Raw genomic sequence first — 24958 nt, 5'->3', positions numbered from 1 at the left:
GGAAGCTATTTAGCGGTGCAACTGGCTTCGACAGGCGCACCAGGCGCCATTCAAGGCCCTTGGAGACATCAAATCGTGCGCTGGCCCCCTAATTGCTTTCTTTTATGGCAGACAACACAGGCAACGAAGCCCGCCCCCCGGCTCTGGAAACGGAAACCGGGTGGTGGGCTTTTTTGGTTCAAGAGCGAGGAACAGCATGAAACACCACGACACGCCAGCGGACTCTATTGCCACCACCTGCCCTTACTGTGGTGTTGGCTGCGGTGTTCTGGCCGCCCCTGGCCATGTCGAAGGCGATCATCAGCACCCGGCCAATGGCGGGCGGCTTTGCGTCAAAGGTTCTGCCTTGCATGAGACGCTGGAGGATACCAGCCGCTTGCTGGTGCCAAAGGTCGCGGGCTATGAGGTGACATGGGAGGAAGCCATTGACCGGGTCGCCGGGGCCATTTCCGATTCGGTGCGTGAGCATGGCGCGGAATCCGTGGCCTTCTATCTCTCCGGGCAGTTACTCACGGAGGATTATTACATTGCCAACAAGCTGGCCAAGGGGTTCATCGGCACACCTCACGTGGATACCAATTCCAGACTGTGCATGTCCTCGGCCGTTGCGGCACATAAGCGTGCTTTTGGCGAGGACTGTGTTCCCGGTTGCTACGAGGATCTTGAGCTGGCGGACCTGCTGGTGCTCGCGGGCAGCAACGCCGCCTGGGCCCACCCGGTACTGTACCAGCGAATGAGTGCCGCGCGCCGTCAGGGACGGAGAGTGGTGGTCATCGATCCCAGGAAGACAACGACAGCGGATCTCGCTGATCTGCACCTTCAGCTTCGCCCCGGAACCGACACCCTGTTGTTCAATGGCCTGCTGGTCTGGCTGCACGATCACGGAGCCCTGGCGGAGGACTACCTTGCCGAGCATTGTAACGGCTTAGAGGAAACCCTGGCGATCGCCCGATCCTGCGCGCCTTCTGTGCAAGCGGTGGCCAGGGGCTGCGATCTGGCAGTAAAAGAGGTGGAGTGTTTCTATCAATGGTTTGCAGACACCGGACGGACAGTGACAGCGTTTTCCCAGGGTATTAATCAGTCGGTTGCTGGTACGGATAAGGCCAACGCCATCATTAACTGCCATCTGGCTACCGGCCGGGTGGGCCGACCGGGAGCGAGCCCGTTTTCGCTGACGGGACAACCCAATGCCATGGGTGGCCGTGAAGTTGGCGGGCTGGCCAATACTCTGGCAGCCCATATGGATTATGACACGCCAGGCGCTTTGCTCAGGGTTTCGGATTTCTGGCACAGCGAGAAGATGGCCCGTGCTCCCGGTCATAAAGCGGTGGACCTGTTCGAGGCAGTCCATCGGGGAGAGATCCGGGTACTCTGGGTGATGGGAACCAACCCCGCAGTCAGCCTGCCGGGCAGCGAACGTATTCACCAGGCATTGTCCCGTTGCCAGACTCTGATCGTCTCGGATTGTGTGGCCCAGACCGATACCACGCAGTTTGCCGATATTCTCTTGCCGGCTGCCGGTTGGGGCGAGAAAGATGGAACGGTGACCAATTCCGAACGGCGCATTTCACGCCAACGCCGGTTTCTGCCCCTGCCGGAGCAGGTCCGGCCGGACTGGCAGATTATTCGGGACGTTGCCTGTTCGCTGGGTCATGCTCATGCTTTCGATTACACATGCCCTGCCGATATCTTTCGCGAACATGCGGTGTTGTCCGGTTATGGTAACGGAGGCGAGCGTGTGTTCAATATCTCCGCCTTGTCTCAACTCAGCAACCAGGAGTATGACGAGCTGGCGCCGGTGCAGTGGCCGGTCACGGAGGGTAACCCCGGGGCCTGGTTGCAAACCCGTCGGCTGTTTGGGCACGGGCAATTTCCCACGCCGGATGGCCGGGCACGATTGGTGCCCGTGTCCAGTTTGCCGCCCGGGCAGCTACCTGGACCCCGGTACCCGCTGGTGGTGAATACCGGCCGAATCCGTGACCAATGGCATACCATGACCCGAACGGCCCTGGCACCCAGGCTGTTTGCCCATCGCAGCGAGCCGTTCATAGAGTTGCACCCGGCGGATATTGCCGGCTTTGGTTTGATTGAAGGTGCCCTGGCGGTGCTGCGTGGGCCGGGCAATGCGGACTACGTTGGCCGGGTCCGGGGCAGCACCGGCCAGCGCACAGGTGAAGTGTTTGTGCCCATCCACTGGAATGGCCGGTTTGCCTCCTCCGCTTTGGCGTCCAGCCTGATCCGTCCGGTTGTGGATCCCATTTCCGGTCAGCCAGAAGGCAAGCATGGTGTGGCGACCATCCGGCCCCTGGTGACCCGCTGGCAGGCGAGGCTATTGCTGCGTGATCCCCGCCTTGCCTCGTTGGACCACACCGCTCTTGCCTACTGGAGTTGCCAGCGCCTGCCGCACAGTCACGGCTGGTGGTTCGCCGGGGGCCACGAAATGAACTGGCGGGAATGGGGGCAACGTTGTTTTTCGCGGGAACCGGAACTGGTCATGGAAGACCGGGCGAGACAGCGCTACCGGGCCGCCTGGCTTAGTGGCGATCGACTGGACGCCGTGTTGCTGGTTGAGCCCTGTGTCCAGACCATGCCGGATCTGGACTGGCTGGACAGTTGTTTTGGCAAAGGTGAGCTGGCGTCGGAACAACGCCGCTCGTTACTGGCGGCAGGCACAGTGGAAGGGGAAGCGTCAGGGCCGATTGTCTGCAGTTGTTTTGGCGTGGGTGAGAACCAGATTGCCCAGGCCATTGAACAGGGCATGGCCAGCCCCGAAGCACTGGGTGAGCAGCTGAAGTGTGGCACCAACTGTGGCTCCTGTCTGCCGGAGATCCGGGACCTGCTGGCGCGCACAGGGGCTCGGGAACCTGCCTGAATCAGGCCGCGGCCGCCCGCCTAAGCAGCGACAATGGTACCCGATAGCGAAGGATCCGGGCATGCTGGCTGACAGTCACCGTGCAGGTCTTGCGGTTAACGCGTACCACCTGGCCTCGCTTCTCGCGCCGGCCATCGCCGAACACCACCGAATCCCCCACCTGCCAGCGCCGGTACTCCGCAGCGGGACTCGGAAATTCAAAGGGTGTACTGGCTAGCTCTATCCCGCAGTCGCTGGCCAGCCCGGACAGGTGCCGTCGGGTAGCGTCGGCTGCACCGCTATGATGCAGATCGTCCAGGGCCTCATAGAAATGCCGGTTGTGAACGGAGCCGTAATGCCGTTGCCCGGCACTGTGCTGTAGCAAATGGGCAAACTCATGGCAGCAGGTATGCGCCAGCAGGTTCAGCACAGTTACCTCGCCCCCGAAATAACCCCGGCCACGGATCTCCCGGGTTGATAGCCAGCCCTGGGCGGTGGCCGGTTGATGCTTGGCGGCGATCATCCGGGCTCCGTAGGTAATCAGGTGCTGTTTCTTGCGAGGATCAAAGCGGTGGTAGGTGGCCTGGCCCGAGCCGACCCGCAATGCCAGCCCGGCGCCCGGATTTGCCTGCTGAACCCAGCCTTCAGCCGGCGTCCAGAGAATGTCCCGGGTGGTCTGGCACATGAGGGTGCCAATCTGCCTTGCTGTTTGCGATTGAGTGGGGGTCACAAAATGTACCGGTGGCGCTTGATCTCGAATGTCAGGCAGCTATTTTCCAGTAATTTGCTGGTGAAAACAAAAACGGCCGGCCCGAGGGCCAGCCGTTTTCCTGCGATCGAACCTGAGGGATCAGGCTTCGACCGGAGAACGCCAGTCGTCAGCACCGGAAGTACCGGCAACCGCGTGCTCCCAGGTAACCTTACGGTAGGCCAGGGATACTTCTACCAGTTGGGTGAACTCGGCCTTGGCCGGATCCTGGCAGTGGGGCATGTTGCAATCGATGTTGATGATGGTGGCATCTTCCAGGATGGTGGAGAAGAAGTGCTCCTGCTTGCCTTCTACGGAAGTGCGGTACCACTTCAGCTCTACCTTCGGCAGCATTTCGCCGGAAGCCAGGGCGTTGTACATCAGCGGAGTGGCTTTGTTCAGGGCCGCAGTGAACTTGAACGGCTTGTGAACGCGCTGACCGGAAGGCTGGCCGGACTGGGGATCCGTTGGAACGGTAACAACGTGGCTGAATTCCTGGACCAGCACTTCGTCTTCGTGACCTTCAACGTAGATGTTGCCTACGGAATCGGAAGTGAACGCGCCAGCGGTGATGTTACCCTGGGTTTGGCCTTCGATGCTGATATAACAAGGAGTTGGCATAGTCTGCTCCATGACAATGTTGTGAATGAGTGTCCCAAGGATGTTCCCTGGACGGCATAACAGATAACAATCGCCGTGCCAGTTATTGAATGTATTGATATAACAAGTGGTTACGTGGCCTGCGGGCGATATCTGAGTGTCTTCGGGCAAGGCGTTGCTTGGCGGGCGGGCGAGCTTTTGCTGGCCGGGCAATAAATGGCCCAAGGCTCAGTTCCAGGAGCCACCGGCGAGGGAGGTTAATAGCGCCAGCAGGAGCAGGGCCGAGACGCCTTGCCAGAAACGCACCGGATGCCGCTCCATGAGAGGTGGATGGTGTCGGGCACGCCAGTCCCGTCCGGGGTGTCGGAGTTCGTAGAGCAGTTCCGACAGCGCCGGGTAGCGGCGATGGGGCTCCGGATGGGTGGCCCGGGCCAGGGTGGCATCCAGCCACGGCGGCAGGTCTTCACGCCAGGCCCTGGCGGGCCGGTATGTCAGAGCCTGTAGTTGTTTGCGAGAGCGGATGCGGGGTACATCGGTATGGTAGGGCAGGCGCCCGGTTAATAGTTGATAGATAATCACGCCCAGGGCGTACTGGTCCGACTGCCAGCTGCCGGGTTCGCCGAGAAAGAGCTCCGGCGCCGAGTAGAGGGCGGCTCCAATCGGATAGCAAGCGGCAGGCTTGCCGGCTTCTTCCAGACCGGCGACCCGGGTAGCTCCAAAATCGACCAGCATGGCCCGGCCATCCGGTGTGATCAGGACATTTTCCGGTTTCAGATCCTGGTGCACCATTTCCAGCCGGTGAAAGGCCCTGAGTCCCCGGGCAATCTGTTCGGCCAGTTGTCGCACGGTTTCCAGGTCTGGCTGCGGATGATCAAGCATCCATTGCCGCAAGGTACAACCTTCTACAAAGTCAGTAGCCAGATACAGGCAGCTTTGCGGGCGCTCCGGGGCAAAGATGGCAACCACATGGGGGCTCTGCACGCGCTGGGCAATCCAGCGTTCGGTGACAAATCGCTCCAGCTCATCCGGATACTGCCGCAACTCCATCGCCGGGAACTTAATTGCGACTTGCTTCCCGGACCTCTCATCCCTGGCCAGGTAAACGTGGCTTCGGCTGCTGATATGCAGGGCCCTGATGATTCGGTAACCATCCAGCACCTCACCGGGTGTGGGCTCGGGTGCGAAGGGCAGTTCCCGGTAGGCCTCCTGGGCGCTGGTGTCCTGTGTCCGAGAGGGTAACCGGGTTACCCGCAATACCTGGACCGTCAGGTTATCCTCACTTCCCCTTTCCAGGGCGAGTTGGGCCAGCGACCGGGCGGCGTGATCCAGATTGTCCCCGTTGTCGGCAAGGCAAAGGGTGATATCACCGGCCGAGAGCCGTTCGTAAACGCCATCGGTCATCATCAGAAACACGTCGTTCCGGTGCAGGGCGAGACAGCGATACTCGATATCCAGTTGCGGGCTCAGCCCAAGAGCCCGGTTCAGGCAGCTTTCCTCGGCCGAAAGCCAGACCCGGTGGTCGGTTGTGAGTTGTTCCAGCGTGTTGCCCTGAAGCCGGTAGATACGGGCGTCTCCCACATGAAACAGGTGCGCCGTTGCGGATTTCAGAACCAGGGCACTGAAGGTGCAGACGTAGCCCCGGTCCTGGTCATAGCGATATCGGCTTTGTCGGGTCTGGGCGTGCAGCCAGGCATTGCTTGCCCTCAGCACCCGTTCGGCTGATTGTTTCACCGACCAGCTCTCGGGGGTTGAGTAGTAGTCGCTCAGGAAACCGGCCACCGCCGCTTCACTGGCGATCTGGCTGACATTGCTGGAGCTGATGCCATCGGCAATCCCTGCCGCAATTCCCTTGCTGTGGCGCTGGTGATTGTCGGGTATCAGCAGGCCATGGAAATCCTGGTTGGCGGGTTTCCGGCCGGCGCTGCTGAATTGTCCGGCTTCTATCGTGAGCTGTTCGCAGTTGGACATGAATATGAGCCACTGAAGCCCGCCGGTGTGTGCGGCACCGGCAGGGCCTTGGTGGTAATCAGGCGCTGCGGGCGCTGACGGGTTCGCGGTAGTCTGTTGCCAGGGTGCGCTTGGGTGCGGTGCGGACGTGGGTGGCGTAAAGCGTCAGCCCAGTGAAGGACAGGCCACCTACCAGGTTGCCCAGAACGGTGGGGATCTCGTTCCAGATGAAGTAATCCATGATACTGAACTCGCCGCCCATCATCAGTGCAAACGGGAACAGGAACATGTTGACGATGGAGTGCTCAAAGCCCATGTAGAAGAACAGCATGATCGGCATCCACATGGCCAGTACCTTGCCCTGGACCGTGGTGGAGATCATCGCGCCCACCACGCCCATGGATACCATCCAGTTACACAGTACACCCCGCAGGAAGATGGTGAACCAGCCAGCCACACCATGTTCGGCATAACCCAGGGTACGGGCCTTGCCGATAGAGGCAATTTTGTCCCCGACCACTCCGGCTTCGGTGTTGAAACCGTAGGTGAAAACAAAGGCCATGATGGTGGCAACCGTCAGGGCACCGCCGAAGTTACCCAGGAACACCCAGCCCCAGTTTCGAAGGATGCCGCGGGTATCCACCCCGGGGCGTCGGTCGAGAAGGGCCAGCGGGGTCAGCATGAACACCCCGGTGAGCAGGTCGAACCCCATCAGATAAAGCATGCAGAACCCGACCGGAAACAGCAGTGCGCCGACCAGCGGGCTGCCGGTCTGTACGCCGACGGTAATGGCGAACACCGCCGCCAGTGCCAGGATCGCCCCGGCCATAAAGGCCCGGATGAGGACATCCCGGGTGGCCATGTATATTTTTGATTCACCGGCGTCCACCATCTTGGTGACGAACTCCGAAGGCATGATGTAAGACATAGTGTGTTCCCCTGATCGCTTTCTGGTTATCTGGAGCCAACAAAAAACGGCGCCCTCATTGCCTGCCCGGTAGGGGCAGGAATGAGTAGACGCCGTCGTCTGAACAGAATGTGCGCGGGCAGCCTGAATGAAGATGAACAGGCTATCTGCTGAGGATGTCTGAGCAGAGAGTGTGCCAGTGTTGAGAGCTTTCAGGGTTTGATTTAAGAATCAAAAGGTTGAGTGAGGGTATCGGTTGCGGTTTGGTGCCTGCATTGCTGGCCAGCGCACCGGCAGAGTGCGCCCTGCCTTTCATTGGTGCCTGGCAGCGGGTGAATCAGCGCAGATTAAAACGGACTGGCAGAGCGTAGGTAAAGGACTTGCCGCGCATGGAGTCCGGCACGGCTGGCAGAGGCGCCGCCTGCGCCAGCATGGCCAGAGCGGCATCGTCCAGCAGTGGGTGCCCGGAGCTGTCGCGCAGTGAGTGTTCCACCAGCGAGCCATCACGCCGGAATTCGAAGACAATCACCGGCGTACCCTCCTGGCCCAGCCGGCGGGCACGGCGAGGATACTCGTAATAGCGTGCCAGGTGCCGGCTGAGCTTGCTCAGGTAGCTGTCTACCTGTGATGACTGACCGGCATTCTGCAAAGGTACCGCGCTTTGGTTGGTGTTACTGTCCGCTTCTTCGCCCTGAGGTTGTTCGGAACTTTCTGCCACGACCTCGGTGGTGCTGGATTCTGGTTCCTGCGGTGTGGGGGCAGGTTCTGGTATTGGCTCAGGTTCTGGTTCTGGCACGGGTTCAGGTTTCGGTTCCGGCTTTGGCTCTGGTTTGGGCTCTGGTTTGGGTTCTGGCTTGGGCCGCGGTTCTGGCACTGGAGCCGGTTCGGGTTCCGGCGCGACTTCCGGCTTTGGCTCTACCGATTTCCTGCCGGCGAGATTGATCTTGATTGCGGGGGCGGTGTTCACGGCACTGTCACCCAGAACCGGCATCTCCAGGGTTTCCTCGGGCGTGGCCAGGACCGCTGTAATGGCGGTTGCGATCATGGCGATGATCAGGAACAGGGCTTTGGGTAGCCGACCTGCTGTTGTCATGTGGCAGGCTCCGTGAGCAGCAGAACTTCCGAATAACCGCCCTCTTCCAATATTCTCAGCAAATCCTCCAGATTGGCCATGGTCAGGCTTTGATCCGCCGCAATCTTCAAGGGTACGTTCTCATCCGGAGCCGGTAGCGCGGCAAGCAGACTCTCGCGGGTCTGGTGCTTGCCTTCGACCTGCCATTGGCCATCGGCCTGAATCATCATGTCGGCCTCGGGTGCCTGCTGTTCCGGGCTCTGCTCGGTACCAGGCAGTTCTGGCAGCGGTTCGTTGGTAAGTTGTCCCGCTACAATGAAAAACATCAGCAGCAGAAACACCAGATTGATCAAGGGCAGCAACGCATCTTCAACACGTTCCAGAAGGCCCTTGCCAGAGGTTGATGGAGGTGGAACCAGGTCTGTCATGAGTCAGGCGTGTTTGTACGCTTCCAGTGAGGTTCAATGCCGGCGTTATCCAGCGCACTGAGGATCCGGGTGAAATGGGCCAGGCTGGTATCGGGCGTAGTGGCGAGATTGGCTTCGCTTACCCCTTCAGCGTTCAGCGTCGACAGTAGCTGCGCCAGGTCGAAGTCTTTCTTCTCCCAGCGTACCGTGCCATTGGCATTGACCCTGAGCTCTGGCAGGGGGTCGCCTGTGGCACTGCTCTGCTGGCCGGTATTGTTCGCCAGTTCCAGATAATCTACCGGTAACAACCGGGTGGTAAGCATAAAGAACACCAACAGGATGAACACCACATCGATCAGTGGTGTTATCCGGATGGGGATCGGGCGGTTTGGCCGGGGGTCAACCAGCTGCATGTGCCAGCCGCTGATTATCGCCGACCGAATAACTCCGATCCGCCTCTGGTGCCCTCTCAGGGCGGGGCTCGGCTGCCGGTGTGGCCACGTCTGCCGCTGTGGCCGTTTCGTCGCCAGGCAGCACGTTGAAGACGCTGACAAGGGCACTGTTGATGGTCTTGTGGATCCGGCGCAGACGGAACTCAATCCAGGCCGCCAGCGCCGCAAAAGGAATGGCTACCACCAGGCCTGCGGCCGTCGTGGTCAACGCCTCATAGATACCACCGGACAGCTGGCTGGCGTTAGCGCGACCATCGGTCGCCGCCATCGCGCTGAATGCTTCCATCATGCCCATTACGGTACCCAGAAGGCCCAGCAAGGGGGCCAGGGCGGCAATCACTTCGATGATTTTTAACGGTGCCTCGAAAGGTTCCAGCGCCGCTTGCGCATCCCTTACGGCGGTTTCCCTTACAGCACTGATATTCGGATTGCACTTGCTGGCTGTCATGGTGTTGACCAGCAGATGCATCAGTGGATTGGTACGCCCGAGCAAGCCAGCGTCGGCTCTGATCTTTTCCGGGGAAGTCTGGGCCGGGGATGCCTGCCATTGCTGAACCAGGTAGCGCAACTTCCGGGTAAATCGTGGGGCGTAGAAGGTTCCGAACAACATCAGGTAGAAAAACGTGATCACGCCAATGGCGGCTATGGCGATCAGAACGATCATGACTGGACCGCCCATTTCGACCAGTTGGCCGAGTGGCCCGTGGTCGAACAGCGATGCGGAAGTGGCAGTAATGGAATCCATACAGATATTCCCGGCGAGACGAAAATAGACCTAAATAATAACGATTATCAGTAGAATTTCAAGTCTCGATCTGACGTATCCGCCCGCCTTTGTTAGACTTTCGGTGACGTTTGCAACTATCTGGTGTTCGTGAGGGGCGCCCAGTGCCTGAGGACCTGAGCAGCGGGAGTGATTAATTTGGTCAGAAAATGGTTCGGCAGCCTGGTCAACCGAGCGGTCGCTTTGGTAGTGGTGTTTGTGGCGACATCCGCGGTTGTCATTGCGGCCATCGGGTGGCTGCTCAGTCGGGCCGAGCTGGAGGACATGGCGTATGGTCAAGTGGAAACCATTGCCGGAATGGTCGCCAGGGAACTGGATCTGAAGCTGTCGGAAAGACTGGATGTACTGACATTGGTGGCCGAAGGCTTCCCCTCTACCGAGATCGTGCTGGAAAACCGGGCCCGGGTCCTGCTGCGTAATCAGGATGCCCTGCTCCAGCTTTTCGATGCCACCTTTATTCTCGATGCCGATGGTCGGTTACTGGCAGCTTCCCCAGCGTCGTATTACGTACCCGGTTTCAATGCCTCGCAGCGCCCCTACTTCACCGATCTGGTCAGCCGGATGTCGCCCATTATCAGCGCTCCCTACATTACCGTAATTGATGAGCAGCCCGGCGTTATGGTGGCCGCGCCCCTGTTTGATGCAAAACAGCGATTCATCGGCATGATTGGCGGGCTGATTCTGCTGCAGGGCGACAATTTCATGAGTGAATTTGCCAGTGTCCGGGTGGGCCAGACCGGCTATCTGCGCCTGATAACGCAAAACGGCATCGTGCTTGCTGATGGTCTGTCGGGAGAGGTGATGGTGCCCGTAAGCAAATCGTCCCCCTCTTTACTGCAGGCGATGTCCGGTTTCGAGGGCACATCCCACGATCATCCGGGCCGGAAAACCGGGACCATAACCGGCTATGCCCAAATGGCGCTGGTGCCATGGTTTGTGGCCGCTGTCTGGCCCGAGCGTGAGGCCTTTGCTCCGGCACTGAGGATGACCGGTGGCTTCAGCTGGGCGTTGCTGGCGGTAGTATCAATACTGGCGCCTCTGGCTTTCTGGATCTTCTACCGGTTGTTGGCGCCGTTGCGCAATCTCGGGGTCCAGATATATCAGCGGCACACTGGTGAGCGGGAGGAGCCTGTTTCCGAGGTGGGCGGGTCGGAGATCCGCAACGTTGCCAAAGTCTTCAACCAGGTGCGGCAGGAACGGGATGAGATTTTCCGTTCACTGGCCGAACGCGAGGCCTTCTTCCGGTCCCTCACCAGCAATGCACCTATCGGCATCGTACACACTGATATCCTGGGCCGTATAGAGTTCGTGAACCCGGCGTTTCTGGATATTGTCGGTCGCCCCGAGGACTGGCTCCGCCATCGCTACCTGATTGAAACCGTCGCCAGCGAAGACCGGGACAAGGCCATGAAAGGGTGGCGCAATGTTCTGGTACGCCGCAGCTTTTTCAGGAGCCGGCTACGGTTGCTAACCCATCGTCTGCCCGGTTATGTCTGGGTGGATGTCATTACCTCGGTGATCGACCTGCCGGACCAGGCCATTGGTACCATTACTGCCGTCCGGGATGTGACTCAGGAAATGCGCTTTGAACGGGCCATTCGCGAGGAACAGCAGCGGGCGGATTCGATTCTCGATGTGCTTCAGGAAGGGGTGTTGATGGTGGATACCGAAGGCGCTATCCGCTACGCCAACGGCGCCGCCTGCGGTTTTCTGGCGCTGGAGGATGACTGTGTGGGCCATAACTTTTTCGAATCCGTCACCATCCGCCACGACAATGAAGAACTGGTTTACGACACTTTTCTGGCCGGAGAGGAAATCGACAATTGCTACGTAACCCTGGAAAACCTGGAGGGCCGGATCTACGACATCGATCTGACCATGCTGCATATGCGCAAAGGAGAGCGGCAGGAACGGCTGGTGTTTGTACTCAGGGATGACAGCGAACGTCGGCGGGAAGAAGAGCGATTGTCCTGGGAGGCCACCCACGATGCCTTGACCCAGTTGCTGAACCGGCGGGCGTTTACCGCTTCATTGCTCAAAGCTTTGGCCGATGCACCCCAGCGAGAGGTTCCGGCGGTGCTGATGATGATTGACCTGGACCACTTCAAGCCAGTCAACGATGAAGGTGGTCACCTGGTTGGCGATGATCTGCTGAAGCGGCTGGCGGAGGTGTTCAAACAGGCCGTGCGTCAGTCGGATACGGTAGCCCGACTTGGCGGTGATGAGTTCGCCATTCTGTTGCCAGCCTGTGGTATGGCGCGTGCCGAAACCCTGGCTGAAAGCATCCGGGCAAAGGTGCAGGCGTTGAAGATCGAACACGACGGTCGCCAGTTTGGCGTCACCGTCTGCATTGGCCTGACGCCGGTTTCAGCCCACGACAACGGCCCGAAAGAGGTGATGGCACGGGCTGATGAAGGCTGCTACATCGCCAAATCACGGGGCCGGAACTGCGTAGTATCGATTGCACTGCCGGACGAAGGCGACCGGCCTTAGCCAAGCCAGCCGGCAGAGCGCGCTGCCTGCCAGAGCAAGCGGAACGCCAGCAGGGTAAGTACCAGGTTGAAGGCGGTGTGGAACCATCGGTTATTGATGGATTTAAGCAGGTGTAATCCAAGCCAGGTGCCGGCAAAGCCGCAGGCGATCATGGCCAGAATAAAGAGCAGCCACTCCGAAAACACAAAACCGGCCACGCCGAATACCAGGGCCTTGGGGGCGTGCTGCAGGGTCATGGCGGTGCCAAAGGTGGCGACGGTGCGGAAGCGGTCGGTGTGAATCTGCTTGATAAACGCCGCCACCAGGGGGCCGGTAGCGCCCACGAACAGACTCACGAAACTGGTAATGGCAGAAGCGATAAACACGCCGAACGGGCCAAAAGAGGCCTTGGGCAACCCGGGGCCCCAGCACAGGTAAAGCACGAACAGGGCAATGCTCAGTTGCCACAGATGAGCCGGCAGATCGACCAGCAACCAGGCACCCAGTCCGGCCCCTGCCAGCACGCCCGGGGCGAAGGCGGCGATCACCTTCCAGTCGATATGATGCCGGGTCAGTATGGCCCGGCCACTGTTGGAACCGAGCTGGATCATGCCGTGCACCGGAATGATCGCCGCCGGTGGCAGCCAGGATGCCATCAGTACCAGCAGCAGGACACCGCCGCCTGCGCCCAGGGTGGCGGTGATCATTGACGTAACCGCTGACGCCATCAGCAGGAACACAATCACGCTTGTGCTCAGGGCTTCCGGAAACACGATCAGGCTCATGGAACTCACTCTGGTATTGGCGTAAGCTCCTGAGTTTCCGGTTTATAACGGGAATGTCCAGGGGACTTTCGCCGAAGAACAACAAGCAGGGTTGCCAATGAAACCGTCCGAATATCTTCGTTACGATGCCACGGCCCTGGCCGATCTGATTCGCCGGGGTGAAGTCACCTCCCGGGAAGTGACCGAGGCCGCTATCGACCGTGCCAGCGCCGTGAACCCGCGCCTGAATGCCATCTGCCACCCGCAGTTTGCGGAGGCCATGGATCAGGATTTTCCTGCACAGGGTCCCTTCGCCGGGGTGCCCTTGTTGCTCAAGGATCTGGCGCAGGAGCAGGCCGGGCATCCCTGTACCTACGGCAGCCGGGCTCTGCTGAAGAACGTGGCCACGCGGGATTCCCAGTTTGTGCGCCGTGCCCGGGAGGCCGGGCTGGTTTTTCTTGGCCGCACGGCAACCCCGGAATTCGGCCTCAAGGCCGTGACCGAATCGGCGTTGTGGGGCCCCAGCCGTAACCCCTGGGATACCGAGCGCACGCCGGGTGGTTCCAGCGGCGGTTCTGGTGCTGCGGTCGCGGCTGGCATTGTGCCCATGGCGGGTGCCAACGATGGCGGCGGCTCCATTCGTATTCCGGCCGCCTACAATGGCTTGTTCGGGCTGAAACCGTCCCGGGGCCGGATTTCCGTTGGCCCATACGCTGGCGAGGCCTGGACCGGAGCTTCTACCGATCATGTGGTTTCCCGGACGGTCCGGGACAGCGCCGCGATGCTGGATGTGCTGTCCGGTCCGGCCAGTGGCGATCCGTTTACTATTCCACAGCCATCGGCCCCCTGGGCGGACCTGATGCAGCAGTCACCGGGCCGCCTCAAAATCGGCGTATTTACCTCGTCACCCTATGACACCGAGGTGGCGCCGGAATGCGTCGCCGCAGTTGAAGAAACGGCACGCCTGCTGGAATCCCTGGGCCACGATGTAGAGTATGCCCGCCCGGAGTTTGATGGGCTCGCCCTGGCCCGCTGCTACCTGGCGTTGTACTTCGGTGAGGTATCCGCGCTTGTGGAACGCGCGAAAACCGAATTCGGCGCCACCGATCGGGATTTTGAGCTGGAAACCCGGCTGCTGGGTATGCTCGGGCGCACCATGCCGCTGCCAGACTATGTTCGCCTGCGCCAGCAGTGGAACGATTTCGCCCGGGCCCTCGGGGCCTATTTCGATCGTTTTGATCTTTATCTGTGTCCCACCACTGGCCAGTTACCGGCCCGGATCGGACAAATGGATACACCTGCTCACCTGAAGCTGGTGGCGCGGCTGATGCTGGGCCTGAAAGCCGGAAAGTTGGTGCACAGAAGTGGACAGGTAGACCAGATGGCCCTGGAAAGCCTGGCCAGGACACCGTTCACCCAACTGGCCAACCTGACGGGAACGCCGGCGATGTCGGTACCCCTTTACTGGACCCGTGACGGACTGCCGGTGGGGGTGCAGTTCGGAGCGGCCCACGGTGGTGAAGACCGCCTGCTGCAGGTTGCTGCTCAACTGGAAGAGGCCAATCCGTGGTTCAGCAACTACGAGCGACTTGAGGATGCTTTCTGAGGTCGAAGAAAAAACCTTCTCCGGGGGTTGTGATCCGCGGTGACCAACTCCACGTTTATCTTTCCATGTGGAACAGGCTATGCTGTTAGTCAGGGACACCGGTTCCTGACCACCCTGATGGCATCGAGGAGGCGAGCATCTTATGAACCAATCGATGGCAATCGACGATCTGGTATCCGTAGCACAGGCCGAAGCCATGGGGGAACTGGACGCCCCGATGATGGCAATTGTTCTGTCCAGTGAACAGAGCTACGACCTGCCCATCAACTCTCTTGAAACCGATGCCGACAAAGCCCGCTGGGGGCTGATCCTGCGCGCGGCACGTGAACACGTGGAAGCGGATGCCGTGGCTGTGCTCTATCCGGCCTGGACCACCATTCGCCGCAAGCCCAAAGACAACGAACCCGCCATGGCCGTGGCCAGCGAAGACGATGTTCAGGACGACGGCGCCGATGACGAAGGCGGTCCCATCGACACCCTGTTCGTGCAGCTGCACACCCGTGACCGCATCTATTGGCGGGGGTTTGAGCAGATTCGCGACCCGCGCCATCAGCGCATCATCGGCTTTCGCCGCATCAAGGCGCTGTCAACGGATTATGAACGGGACCAGGCGCCGTCTGTCGCGGCTTGGCTGAGTACCCTGTTTGAGCCGTTGCCGGATGAAGGTGAGGAGACGGACGTGGACCGCGAGCTGGCCGAGCTGCTGGAAGAGCCGGAGGTAAGCGCAGCGCTTTACCCACGGCAACTGCGCGCTCTGCATTGATTGATACACAGGTGGAGTTCTGTCAGCCCGGTGTGCGAAAACCTCCGGGCTGACTGTTTACGTTCTAGATAACCGGGATCCGATCCACCACCCAATAGAGGCTGACGAATCCCACGATCATCAGCACGGTGGGGACGGCGGCACGGGTGTACAGCGGGTAACGGCTCAAAAAATAAAGCATGGGGAACAATGCCAACACCAAGAGCAATTGCCCTAATTCCACGCCCAGATTAAATCCTGCCAGAGCAATCGCGGTTTGCGAAACACCAGAGGTGAGATCGCCCAGCACACTGGCGAATCCGAACCCGTGGATTAGCCCGAAACCAAACGCCAGCTTCCAGGTTTTTCGCCCCAGAATCGGCCACAGAACATTAATGGCGGCGATCACAATGGACAGCGCGATCACCGTCTCCACCCAGGCGATGGGAAGCGACACGATATCGAACGCAGCCAGAGCCAGGGTAATGGAATGTGCCACGGTGAAGGCGGTGACAATGCCCACCAGATCCAGTAAACGGGACCTCAGGCTGGCGTCGCTGAATCCAGGCCGTGAAGCGTAGGGCAAGGTTGCCGGAAGAATGAGTACCAGTAAGAACAGAATGTGGTCGAGCCCAATCATCAGGTGAACAACACCCTGATAAAGAAAGGTGCTGAAAAGCCGAATGGCGTGTTCCATCGGCCCAGAAGCGCTCTCAAGCGACATACGGGTGGCGTCTGGAGCAATCACGCCCAGCCTCTCACCATGGGTGTCCGTCACCGAGACCAGGCCCCGGTGCAGTGAGTCCTGATCGAATAGCAGCGTGTAGTTTAAAGAGCTGGGTGTTTTGTTGTCCGGACATGTGACCCGGTAACTCGCGGCAGCGTATGGCCCATCACTGTGTTGAGACAGCCCCCAGGTTCCGGGTTGCCGTTGGCATGGGCCACTGCTGTTAGCGACCGAAAAGTGACGATCCAGAACCTGATCAAACCCGTCGCGGCTCTGTCGGAATTCAGCACCCGTAACTTGACCGTTTCGATCCCGATCCAGGGTGACGAGCAGGGCGAGGTCACGCAAGGCAAGGTCCACCCGAATCGTCGACTGGATTTGATCAATGTAGATAAAACTGTCGCTGGCTTTATGTGCCCAGGACGTGATCGGCGAGACCAGCCATACAAGTAGAATAAGGCCAGGTAAAAATCGGCTGTAGAAAGAGGCTGTCATCAGGGTGTCTCCCAATCTGGATAACGCGCATCCTGCTGGTTGTGCCGCTGCAGCCAGGATCGTACGTTGTTCAGGACGGCCTGATCATCCAGCCGGTTTGCCGCTCGGAGCAACAGACGGGTATCCATCGGCTCCCGCTGCTCCTGCCAGTTGGATAACGCGTATTGCAGCGCGGAGTCCGCTTCATCGGCAATATCCAGGGCATAGCGGGCCAGATCTCGCTGGTGCAAGAGATTGCCGCGCCAGAGTGCCTCGTCGAGTCGTCCTTTGAGCCGGGCCGCTAACTGGTCAGCGCCTTCGTGGTTCTGTCGTTTCATGGCAATCGCGCGGATGACCGCGAGTTCGTCCACGTGTTCATAGGTGTCGGTAAGTGCCACGACGGCCTCCGTATCCCCCTGCTCCAGAAGCCAGTCGGCCAGCTGTGCACGAGCGTAAAGGTCTTCAGGTGCCATAGTTAGAACTTTCTGCCAGTGTTCACCCGCCTCTGGCCGCCCAAGTTGGGTAGCGATATCGGCCAGCGTGCCTTCCGCCCAGATCAGGCTGGTTGGGTCAGGGTGTGGGGCATTCTGGATGGCTGTAAGTAAGGTGGCGTAAGCCGTGCTTGCCTGACCGGTTCGAGCCTGTACGTGTGCCAGACAGCTGGTTGAGATCAGCCCGGGCAGGGTGCTGGCCAGCTGTTCGCAATGGGTGTGAGCCGCCGTGTAGTTACCTTGCACCAATTCAAGGTTCGCCAGGGTAAGTCTGGCCTGAATGCGCTGAATGCGGTCACCGGACTGGACCACTTCGGATAGCAATTCCCGAGCCATCTGAAACTGGTGGAGGCTCTGATGGACGGTGGCATCGAGTACAACAAGCCGATCGGTCATGTTGTTTTCGGGCCACCGGTCGAGCAACGCTCGGGCATAACCCAGATACCTCGGGTCACCTTCGGTCCGGGCCTGGTGTATGTAGCGTTGAACCATGTCCGCTGCCTGCTGGGCAGTTGACCGTTGATCGTTAACGACAGGCGCCGTCGCTGGTAATGTCGCGAGGATGTCGTTGTCGTTGAAATCGATGTCGATGCCGACCGGGGCAGCCAGCAGCGTTGTGGGCAAGACCAGCCCGATGGTCAGTGCAAGACACCGGAAAGCCCTGCGCCGAAGCGCAGGACAAGTGGCGGCCGGTTGGGGGCGGACGTGTGTCCGCTCCCCCGGTTCGGAGTCGTTAAAGCAGGTCGTCAAACGCCTGCTCGTTGTCCTGATCATTGAAACTGAACTCCGTGTTGTTAATGCTGACCGCATTGCGGTCATCTCGGGTGTTGTTGATTTCGTTCTTTACAAACGTGGTGAAATCAACCGACAGGGCCGGCGTGGCTCTGTTGGAGGAACTGTCAGAACATCCTGCCAGAACCAGAGCTGCCACAACGGCAATACCAGATCGCAGTATCATGGGTTTTCTCCTTTACAGGCCGTTAGGTGAGCCGGCAATCGGCGTGGCCAGGTACGGGAAGGTATCCTGCAGTTCCGCCGGGTTCAGCTGTACACCATCGGTGTATTCCAGGTCACCGCTGGGGGCATCAGCTGGATCGGCCAAAACGCCCATGGCAACACGGAGTGAGATATCGACGGTGTCATCCACCGGCCGACGACCGTTGGGGAAGCCGGCATTGTCCATGCCAAGTACGCCGAGATCGTTCTGCGCGCCGGCGGCGGTCGGAGCAATGCCGGGGTTCAGACGCAGCATTTCTGATGCGGTCACCCCATCCGGGCCGTTTAGATCCGGCACGCCGGTCAGGAACGCGGTCACCAGATCGTTGCGGGGGAAGTTCGTTGGCGCGGTAACGCCAAAGAGTGCCTCCAGTAGCGCTGGCAGCGTGGGGTTGGTGACATAGGTCAGGAACTGGCCGTCGTTGACTGGCTCGCTGGCGTTGAACCGGTCCTTGTCCTTGAGCCCGATCACGACTTCATTGACGAGCGGCATACCCAGGCGAGACACCTGCACATAGGCACCGCCTTCCACCGTTGCTCCCTTACCGTTAGCGTCGGGCGCCGGGTTGATCACCCTTGCCTGGCGCACACTGGCGGTGGTCCAGCCACCGATCACCGGGTCACCGGACGCCGTTTGTGCGGTGCCTGTCAAACACGCAGTTGGCACCTCTAGCGCAAACGATGTGACGTTTTTGTCAGCCAGATCGCCGGCGCCTTCGCCATTACGTGGCCCAACGGGATTGGTGTTCACCAGATCGAAAATTTCACCCAGGTTGACCGCAAAGGCCTCTTTACGCTGTCCGACGAAAACCCGTCCGTCACTGCTACAGCCCGGGATGGCAATATCGAAAATGTGCTGGTTTGCGTAGGCTTGGTAGTCGCCGAAGGATTTACCGCCGATGTTATCCAACGGTTTGGCAAAGGTTTCCATACCGGTCGTGGCGTTGGTCGCCACCTGCCGGGTGCCCATGCGACGATCACCCCGGATGACGGTAACCGTGTACTCCTGACGCATCTGGACATTGGCATTGTCGGTAGCGTCGCCAACGTTCTTCAGCGGCACCGACACCATTTCACCGCCAACGTTCAGTTGGATGTCGTTCATGATGTCCTGCACCTGAAACTGAAAGGTCAGGTCCTCCCGGGCATTACCGGTGTTGTCGATGTGAATCTCGTAGATGGCATCCTCGTCGAGATCAAAATAGTTGGGGCCACCGTAGGCATCCTGCAGTGGCAGATAATTGGCAATCAGCGTAACGAAACCGTCGCGACCGGTTTCATAGCTGCGGAACATGTAGAAGTCGGTGGCGTCTGCTTTCGGCAGCTCGGTTATGAAAGGTGCTTCCCGGTGGCTGGAAGCTTGTGCGGTGGCAGCCGCCAGGCAGGTCCCGGCGATGGCTAAAGCCAGGCCGGAGCGGTTGATTCGTTTTGTCATCACGTTTTCCTCAACGTTGGTTTGTTGTTACCCATCAGGAAACGGATGAATCGGAAAAAAAGATGCAGAGCACGAAAAAAAAGTGATTCTGGGTGCCTCGTGCAACCTTCCCTGGCAACCAGCCGTATAGAGTGAAAGACAACATAACGGAAAGGGTATTGGCATGGCAGTCATCGACATGGAACAGCAAGCGCTGATGAATCTGCTGGTTGCGGTGGCAAAAAGCGACCGCCGGGCATTCCAGGAACTCTATCGGGCAACCGCCGCACGAGTGTATGGCGTGTGCTGCAAACTTGCCGGTCAGCAGGATCTGGCCGAAGAGGCGCTGCAGGAAACCTTTGTGCAAATCTGGCACCATGCCGCGGAGTACCACAGTGATCGGGGATCGCCACTGAGCTGGATTCTCACCATTGCGCGCTACCGAACCATCGACATGGTCCGATCAAGGTCCAGTCGCCGTTCCGCGGGAAGCAACGCTTTGGATCAGCTTGCGGATCACCGCGCGGGGCCGCTTGATATGTCGCTCTCCCAGGCTGGAGCCGAGCAGTTGAATGGGTGTCTTGAGGAACTGAGCGATGTTCAGCGGGACAGCATCCTGTTGTGTTACTACCGTGGGCTCACCCATGATGAACTGGCGTCAGCGTTGAGCTCCCCGATAGGCACGGTCAAAAGCTGGATAAGACGGGGCCTTAAAGCGCTCAAGGGGTGTCTGGAGCGATGAAAAAAACACCTGAGCGTATTGAGAGACTGGCAGCTGAGTATGTACTGGGTGCCCTTCAGGGTCGGGCGCGGCAGCGGTTTGAGCGCTGGATGATGGAATCGGTTCGTGTCCGCCAGGAAGTGTGGTATTGGGAGGAAACTCTGGGCAAATTAGCGAGCCAGGTACCTAAGAAAGAACCACCTGCCTCCGCCTGGACTGCCATTGAGCGACGGCTGGGAATGGCAGAGTCGCCTGCAATGAAGACCAATGCACGGTTGCGCCTGTGGTGGCCCGCCTGGAGCTCACTTGCCACGGCAGCGGCGCTGGTCATGGCGATAATGTTGTTACAGCAGCCCAGCGATTCCTCAGCGTTGTCCGGTGCCGTCGTGCAGAGCAACGTCGACTCGCCTTTATGGTTAATTAGCGAATCGCCCACCGAGCGTCGCCTGAGATTAAGGCCGGTTGCCGCCGAATCGGCGCAGGCAGGCAAAGATTATGAGCTCTGGATTGTGCCGGACGCGGGCGCGCCTTTGTCTTTGGGCGTGATCTCCGTAGAGGGTGTCTACCAGGTCGAGCTTTCCGATCGAGATCGAGAGATTCTGGGGGAGAGTCGCACCCTGGCAATAAGCCTGGAACCCCGCGGGGGGTCACCCACCGGGGCGCCCACAGGGCCGATTCTTCATGTTGCTACGCTCTACGACATGTAACCTATCCATTGGATGACCGAACTACTTTGTCGCCATCAGCGTCAGGCACAACTGGGCGTTCTGCACGAAATGGGCGAACGCCGTCAGTTGCTGCTCTGACGGCACATAGGCGGCAGCCGCGTTGTCAGCATAGAACATCCCGACCAGTCTTCCTTTAGCTGTAAGTGTTCCCACCAGTGCCGGTACTTTGCCGAGCCAGCGGTCGAAGGCCACGCCCTCGGCGCCCCTGGCAGGGCGAAACACGCCCGACGCGCCAGCTGGCAGCAACTTCCCCAGTGAGCCAGTACCGTCTTTGTGGACAATAAACAGTTCCCGCCACTGCTCCGTACCGCGACCTCCGACTTTTCTGGGAATCAGGTCGTTACCGGTTCGATCGCTCATCAGCAGGGCTACCCGCTGCATACCGATGGCCCGGTGAATGCCTTCGATCACCAGTTGGCAGACTTCGTTGATGTCTGGCTTCTCGGCCAGGGTGTGGGTCAGATCCCGAAGAATCTGCAGTTGCAGGTCCGCGTCCATCGCCGGCGCTGTCAGACCGGCTCCCGCCTGACCGCCGTTGCCGCCGGGCATCAGCGCGGCCACCTGCGGAATGCCCAGTGACGACGCCACCTTGGTGGCTTCCTGGGCATTGACCTTAAGCTGATCCCGAATCGCCGCGGGAGTTTCCCCCAGATCCTGGGACAGCCGCTCCAGCACCTTGTCCATTTCCGCACCGCTCCAGCCCTGTTCGAAAAGGCGGGCCATCTCCACCGAGTTACGCACCAGACTGCTGGCCATGGAGTTGGCCTGGCCAGACGCCACTACTTCGTTGATGAACGGCCCCAGCGACCAGGCGTCCACCAGCCCGCTGGCCTGCTCGGTTTCGCAGGACCAGAACGCCAGTTCCCCGATGTTCATCAGCAAAGCGCCGATAAAGACTTCTTCCAGGGCGTGCTCGGTGCATTTGGGCATCAGGCAGCGGGCCTGTACCGCGGCATGAATCGCCCTGGCCAGGCATCGCAGCAGGTGGGGGCGATCATTGCGTTTAAGCAGGGAATCGACAATCAGAGACGAAATCGCCATGGACTTCACGGCATCAAAGCCGATCAGCGTGATGGCCCGGCTGACCGTGCTGACCTGGGTGCGGGTCTGGTTGTAAAACACCGTGTTGGATAACCGGAGCACCTGGGAGGTGAGCTGGGCATCATTGAGAATCACGTTTGCCAACTCATTGACGGTACTGTTGCGGCTGTCTGTCAGTTCGTTGATCTGCCGGAGGGTGTTGGCCAAAACCGGCAACTCTACCTTGCTCAGGTAGGAAACCCATGCCTGGGTTGAGTTCATCCTTGAGGGCGAAGTTTCGGACGGAGTAGTCACGGAAGGGGCGCGCCTCGGAATGATGGACAGTTGTTAATGTTCTTTGTGGATACGAGTTTAGCTGAGCCGGGAGGGGTCTGTCAGGTACCTTTTGGTGTAAGGGCAACTACCCACCTGCCGGCCACCGGGCGGGATTCGGGTTTGCCCCCTGAATAGGCTATAATCGCCGGTTTTAACGACGCATCTGCAAGGCACTGATCGTGATTGTATTTGACCAGGTAGAAAAGTCGTACCAGGTGGCTGGCCGGGCGATCCCCGCGCTGCATCCCACCAGTATGACCATCGAGACCGGTGAGGTGTTCGGCATCGTCGGCCACTCCGGCGCGGGCAAATCGACCCTTGTCCGACTGATCAACAAACTGGAACCCTCCACCGGCGGTCGCATCCTGATCGACGACGAGGACATCACCCGCTACAGCGCCGCAGAGTTGCGGGCCTTCCGACGCAAAGTGGGCATGATTTTCCAGCATTTCAATCTGCTGTCGTCCAAGACGGTGGCTGACAATATTGCCTTCCCGATGAAACTGGCGGGCATTTATTCCAAGGCTGAAATTCGCAGTCGGGTGGATGAGCTGCTGGCAAGGGTGAGCCTGAGCGATCATGCCAACAAATATCCGTCCCAGTTGTCTGGCGGGCAGAAACAGCGGGTAGGCATTGCCCGCGCCCTGGCCTGCAGACCGACTATTTTGCTGTGCGATGAAGCCACCAGCGCCCTGGATCCACAAACCACCCAGTCGGTGCTAAAGCTGCTGGCGGACATCAACAAGGAACTGGGCCTGACCATCGTGCTGATTACCCACGAGATGGATGTGGTGCGCCGTGTCTGTGACCGGGTGGCGGTGATGGACGCCGGCCGTGTGGTGGAAATGGGGCCAGTCAGTGAAGTCTTTCTGCACCCCCAGCACCCGACCACCCGGGATTTTGTGTTCGAAAGCGAAAATGTGGATCGCGATGAGCTGCAGGAAGATCTGCAGAAAGCCGAGGGTCGTATTCTGCGCCTGACATTCAAGGGGGAATCCACTTACAAACCGTTGCTGGGCAGTGTTGCCCGGGAATCCGGTGTGGATTTCAGTATTCTCTCGGGCAGGATTGATCACATCAAGGACACGCCCTACGGCCAGTTGACCCTGTCGTTGGTGGGCGGCGATCTGGAGGTTGCCATGAAAGCGCTGGAAGCCGCTGAAGTTCATGTGGAGGTGGTGCGCTGATGGAAGCCTTGATGGAAAGCCTTATGGGGAACGTGGACTGGACCGAAATTGGCTGGGCCAGTTGGGATACCCTGGTGATGGTGGGCATGTCGCTGTTGTTCAGCGTGTTGATTGGCTTGCCCATAGGTGTGCTGTTGTTCCTGACCGGCAAGCGTCAGTTGCTGGAACAGCCGGTGGCCTACGCCATCCTGTCGTTTATTGTGAACGTGCTGCGCTCTGTGCCCTTCATCATCCTGCTGATTGTGATGATCCCGTTCACGGTAATGCTGATCGGCACCTCCCTGGGTGTGGCTGGCGCGATTCCGCCGTTGGTGGCCGGTGGTGCTCCGTTCTTTGCCCGCCTGGTGGAAACCTCCTTGCGGGAGGTGGACCGGGGCATTATTGAAGCAACCCAGGCCATGGGTGCGAATGTTCGACAGATCATCTTTGGTGCCTTGCTGCCGGAGGCACTTCCCGGCATTATCGCGGGCATTACGGTAACGGCCATTACTCTGGTGTCTTACGCAGCCATGTCTGGCGTTATTGGTGGCGGCGGCCTTGGCGACCTGGCGATCCGGTTCGGTTACCAGCGGTTCCAGACCGACGTGATGGTGATTACTGTGGCCCTGCTGGTGATCTTTGTGCAGGTGTTGCAGATGGCGGGCGATCGCCTGGTTCTGTATTTCAGCCGTAAATAATTAACGCAGGAGATTTGTTATGAACCTGAAGAAAACTCTGGTGGCTCTGGCCGCTGTTGCAACCTTCTCGACCGCTGCTTCGGCAGAACAACTGTCTGTAGCCGCGACTCCGGTACCCCACGCCGAGCTGCTGGAATTCGTGAAGCCGGCCCTGGCGGAACAGGGTGTAGAGCTGGATGTGAAGGTGTTCACCGACTACGTGCAGCCCAACATCCAGGTTGATCAGAAGCGTATGGATGCCAACTTCTTCCAGCACCAGCCGTACCTGGATGAGTTCAACGATGGCCGTGGCACCAACCTGGTGACTGTGACCGGCGTTCACGTGGAGCCGTTCGGCGCCTACTCCAGCAAGATCGAGTCTCTGGACGAGCTGAAAGAAGGTGCGGTTGTGGCCATCCCCAACGACCCCACCAACGGTGGCCGTGCTCTGCTGTTGCTGCAGAAAGCGGGCCTGATTACCCTGAAGGACGAAAGCAAGATCACTGCGACCCCGCGTGATATTGCCGACAACCCCAAAGACCTGGACTTCAAGGAACTGGAAGCGGCGACCCTGCCGCGTATCCTGAACCAGGTGGACCTGGCGCTGATCAACACTAACTACGCGCTGGAAGCGGGCCTGAACCCGTCTGAAGATGCTCTGGTGATCGAAGGCTCCGAGTCTCCGTACGTGAACATCCTGGTCGCCCGTCCGGACAACAAGGACAGCGAAGCCATGCAGAAGCTGGCCAATGCCTTGAAATCCGATGCGGTGAAAGACTTTATCAAGGAGAAGTATGAGGGTGCGGTTGTTCCGGCGTTCTGATCGGAACGGAGTGCCTTCAGGTGCTCTCAAGCA

General features: G+C 59.4%; 23 protein-coding genes. 9 read left to right on the top strand and 14 right to left on the bottom strand.

Going from position 1 to position 24958, the window contains the following annotated elements:
• Window positions 1-196: 196 nt before the first annotated feature.
• The gene (locus ACAM27_RS01675) at window positions 197-2872 is read left to right on the top strand and encodes a molybdopterin-dependent oxidoreductase (RefSeq protein ID WP_369612438.1); all 2676 of its coding nucleotides are present in this window, start codon (window positions 197-199) and stop codon (window positions 2870-2872) included.
• 1 nt (window position 2873) lies between these two features.
• On the opposite strand, the gene ACAM27_RS01670 is transcribed toward ACAM27_RS01675, so the two are convergent.
• The 8 genes from ACAM27_RS01670 to ACAM27_RS01635 form a co-directional block, all read right to left on the bottom strand.
• Window positions 2874-3536 carry a hypothetical protein gene (locus ACAM27_RS01670; RefSeq protein WP_011783758.1) on the bottom strand — a complete coding sequence of 221 codons (663 nt, stop codon included), beginning with the start codon at window positions 3534-3536 and terminating at the stop codon, window positions 2874-2876.
• Between the two features lie 165 nt (window positions 3537-3701).
• Window positions 3702-4220: an Hcp family type VI secretion system effector gene (locus ACAM27_RS01665; RefSeq protein ID WP_011783759.1), complete on the bottom strand. Its 519-nt coding sequence runs from the start codon at window positions 4218-4220 to the stop codon at window positions 3702-3704.
• A 207-nt stretch (window positions 4221-4427) separates the two neighbouring features.
• On the bottom strand, window positions 4428-6167 hold the full coding sequence (locus ACAM27_RS01660; RefSeq protein ID WP_222197733.1) for a bifunctional protein-serine/threonine kinase/phosphatase: 1740 nt from the start codon (window positions 6165-6167) through the stop codon (window positions 4428-4430).
• A gap of 58 nt (window positions 6168-6225) precedes the next feature.
• Complete coding sequence (locus ACAM27_RS01655) at window positions 6226-7074, bottom strand: formate/nitrite transporter family protein (protein ID WP_011783761.1); 849 nt, start codon at window positions 7072-7074, stop codon at window positions 6226-6228.
• A 316-nt stretch (window positions 7075-7390) separates the two neighbouring features.
• A complete protein-coding gene (locus ACAM27_RS01650; RefSeq protein ID WP_222197732.1) occupies window positions 7391-8146 on the bottom strand; it encodes a TonB family protein in 756 nt (251 codons plus the stop codon).
• Window positions 8143-8553, bottom strand: coding sequence for a biopolymer transporter ExbD (locus ACAM27_RS01645; RefSeq protein WP_113879590.1), 411 nt, complete (start codon window positions 8551-8553; stop codon window positions 8143-8145). Before ACAM27_RS01645 ends, ACAM27_RS01650 begins: the two co-directional genes overlap by 4 nt.
• Window positions 8550-8945 carry a biopolymer transporter ExbD gene (locus tag ACAM27_RS01640; protein ID WP_113879589.1) on the bottom strand — a complete coding sequence of 132 codons (396 nt, stop codon included), beginning with the start codon at window positions 8943-8945 and terminating at the stop codon, window positions 8550-8552. The genes ACAM27_RS01645 and ACAM27_RS01640 overlap by 4 nt, the downstream gene beginning before the upstream one ends.
• Window positions 8932-9729 carry a MotA/TolQ/ExbB proton channel family protein gene (locus tag ACAM27_RS01635; protein WP_222180437.1) on the bottom strand — a complete coding sequence of 266 codons (798 nt, stop codon included), beginning with the start codon at window positions 9727-9729 and terminating at the stop codon, window positions 8932-8934. Before ACAM27_RS01635 ends, ACAM27_RS01640 begins: the two co-directional genes overlap by 14 nt.
• 177 nt (window positions 9730-9906) lie before the next feature.
• Here ACAM27_RS01635 and ACAM27_RS01630 point away from each other — a divergent pair, with 177 nt between their 5' ends.
• Window positions 9907-12261 (top strand): GGDEF domain-containing protein, encoded by a 2355-nt coding sequence (locus ACAM27_RS01630; RefSeq protein ID WP_369612437.1) that lies wholly within the window; start codon window positions 9907-9909, stop codon window positions 12259-12261.
• On the opposite strand, the gene ACAM27_RS01625 is transcribed toward ACAM27_RS01630, so the two are convergent.
• Window positions 12258-13025 carry a sulfite exporter TauE/SafE family protein gene (locus tag ACAM27_RS01625; RefSeq protein WP_023012001.1) on the bottom strand — a complete coding sequence of 256 codons (768 nt, stop codon included), beginning with the start codon at window positions 13023-13025 and terminating at the stop codon, window positions 12258-12260. The genes ACAM27_RS01630 and ACAM27_RS01625 overlap by 4 nt on opposite strands.
• Window positions 13026-13122: 97 nt before the next feature.
• Here ACAM27_RS01625 and ACAM27_RS01620 point away from each other — a divergent pair, with 97 nt between their 5' ends.
• Both ACAM27_RS01620 and ACAM27_RS01615 read left to right on the top strand, forming a co-directional pair.
• Window positions 13123-14610, top strand: coding sequence for an amidase (locus ACAM27_RS01620; protein ID WP_222534217.1), 1488 nt, complete (start codon window positions 13123-13125; stop codon window positions 14608-14610).
• A gap of 142 nt (window positions 14611-14752) precedes the next feature.
• Window positions 14753-15373 carry a hypothetical protein gene (locus tag ACAM27_RS01615; protein WP_222447497.1) on the top strand — a complete coding sequence of 207 codons (621 nt, stop codon included), beginning with the start codon at window positions 14753-14755 and terminating at the stop codon, window positions 15371-15373.
• A gap of 64 nt (window positions 15374-15437) precedes the next feature.
• On the opposite strand, the gene ACAM27_RS01610 is transcribed toward ACAM27_RS01615, so the two are convergent.
• From ACAM27_RS01610 to ACAM27_RS01595, 4 genes are read right to left on the bottom strand one after another with little or no spacing between them, the layout of a single operon-like run.
• Window positions 15438-16574 carry a HupE/UreJ family protein gene (locus tag ACAM27_RS01610; protein WP_222447498.1) on the bottom strand — a complete coding sequence of 379 codons (1137 nt, stop codon included), beginning with the start codon at window positions 16572-16574 and terminating at the stop codon, window positions 15438-15440.
• Window positions 16574-17794: a hypothetical protein gene (locus tag ACAM27_RS01605; protein WP_236042793.1), complete on the bottom strand. Its 1221-nt coding sequence runs from the start codon at window positions 17792-17794 to the stop codon at window positions 16574-16576. Before ACAM27_RS01605 ends, ACAM27_RS01610 begins: the two co-directional genes overlap by 1 nt.
• The gene (locus ACAM27_RS01600; protein ID WP_222447499.1) at window positions 17778-18002 is read right to left on the bottom strand and encodes a hypothetical protein; all 225 of its coding nucleotides are present in this window, start codon (window positions 18000-18002) and stop codon (window positions 17778-17780) included. The genes ACAM27_RS01605 and ACAM27_RS01600 overlap by 17 nt, the downstream gene beginning before the upstream one ends.
• Window positions 18003-18014: 12 nt before the next feature.
• Window positions 18015-19475, bottom strand: a complete 1461-nt coding sequence (locus ACAM27_RS01595) for a DUF4331 domain-containing protein (protein WP_222447500.1) — start codon at window positions 19473-19475, stop codon at window positions 18015-18017.
• A gap of 163 nt (window positions 19476-19638) precedes the next feature.
• On the opposite strand from ACAM27_RS01595, the gene ACAM27_RS01590 reads away from it, so the two are divergent.
• Window positions 19639-20196 (top strand): sigma-70 family RNA polymerase sigma factor, encoded by a 558-nt coding sequence (locus tag ACAM27_RS01590; protein ID WP_222447501.1) that lies wholly within the window; start codon window positions 19639-19641, stop codon window positions 20194-20196.
• Window positions 20193-20882, top strand: coding sequence for an anti-sigma factor domain-containing protein (locus ACAM27_RS01585; protein WP_222447502.1), 690 nt, complete (start codon window positions 20193-20195; stop codon window positions 20880-20882). Before ACAM27_RS01590 ends, ACAM27_RS01585 begins: the two co-directional genes overlap by 4 nt.
• A 21-nt stretch (window positions 20883-20903) precedes the next feature.
• Here the strand turns inward: ACAM27_RS01585 and ACAM27_RS01580 are convergent, their stop codons facing one another.
• Window positions 20904-22238 (bottom strand): HDOD domain-containing protein, encoded by a 1335-nt coding sequence (locus ACAM27_RS01580; RefSeq protein ID WP_328798447.1) that lies wholly within the window; start codon window positions 22236-22238, stop codon window positions 20904-20906.
• 200 nt (window positions 22239-22438) lie between these two features.
• On the opposite strand from ACAM27_RS01580, the gene ACAM27_RS01575 reads away from it, so the two are divergent.
• From ACAM27_RS01575 to ACAM27_RS01565, 3 genes are read left to right on the top strand one after another with little or no spacing between them, the layout of a single operon-like run.
• Window positions 22439-23446, top strand: coding sequence for a methionine ABC transporter ATP-binding protein (locus ACAM27_RS01575; protein WP_014420170.1), 1008 nt, complete (start codon window positions 22439-22441; stop codon window positions 23444-23446).
• Window positions 23446-24123 carry a methionine ABC transporter permease gene (locus ACAM27_RS01570; protein WP_113879583.1) on the top strand — a complete coding sequence of 226 codons (678 nt, stop codon included), beginning with the start codon at window positions 23446-23448 and terminating at the stop codon, window positions 24121-24123. Before ACAM27_RS01575 ends, ACAM27_RS01570 begins: the two co-directional genes overlap by 1 nt.
• Window positions 24124-24142: 19 nt before the next feature.
• The gene (locus ACAM27_RS01565; protein ID WP_011783807.1) at window positions 24143-24925 is read left to right on the top strand and encodes a MetQ/NlpA family ABC transporter substrate-binding protein; all 783 of its coding nucleotides are present in this window, start codon (window positions 24143-24145) and stop codon (window positions 24923-24925) included.
• The last annotated feature ends 33 nt before the right edge of the window (window positions 24926-24958 follow it).

Source organism: Marinobacter sp. RI1, from assembly GCF_041155085.1.
GTDB lineage: Bacteria > Pseudomonadota > Gammaproteobacteria > Pseudomonadales > Oleiphilaceae > Marinobacter > Marinobacter nauticus.
The sequence above is the reverse complement of the archived record's forward strand: the minus strand, read 5'-3'. Positions and strand labels throughout refer to the sequence as shown.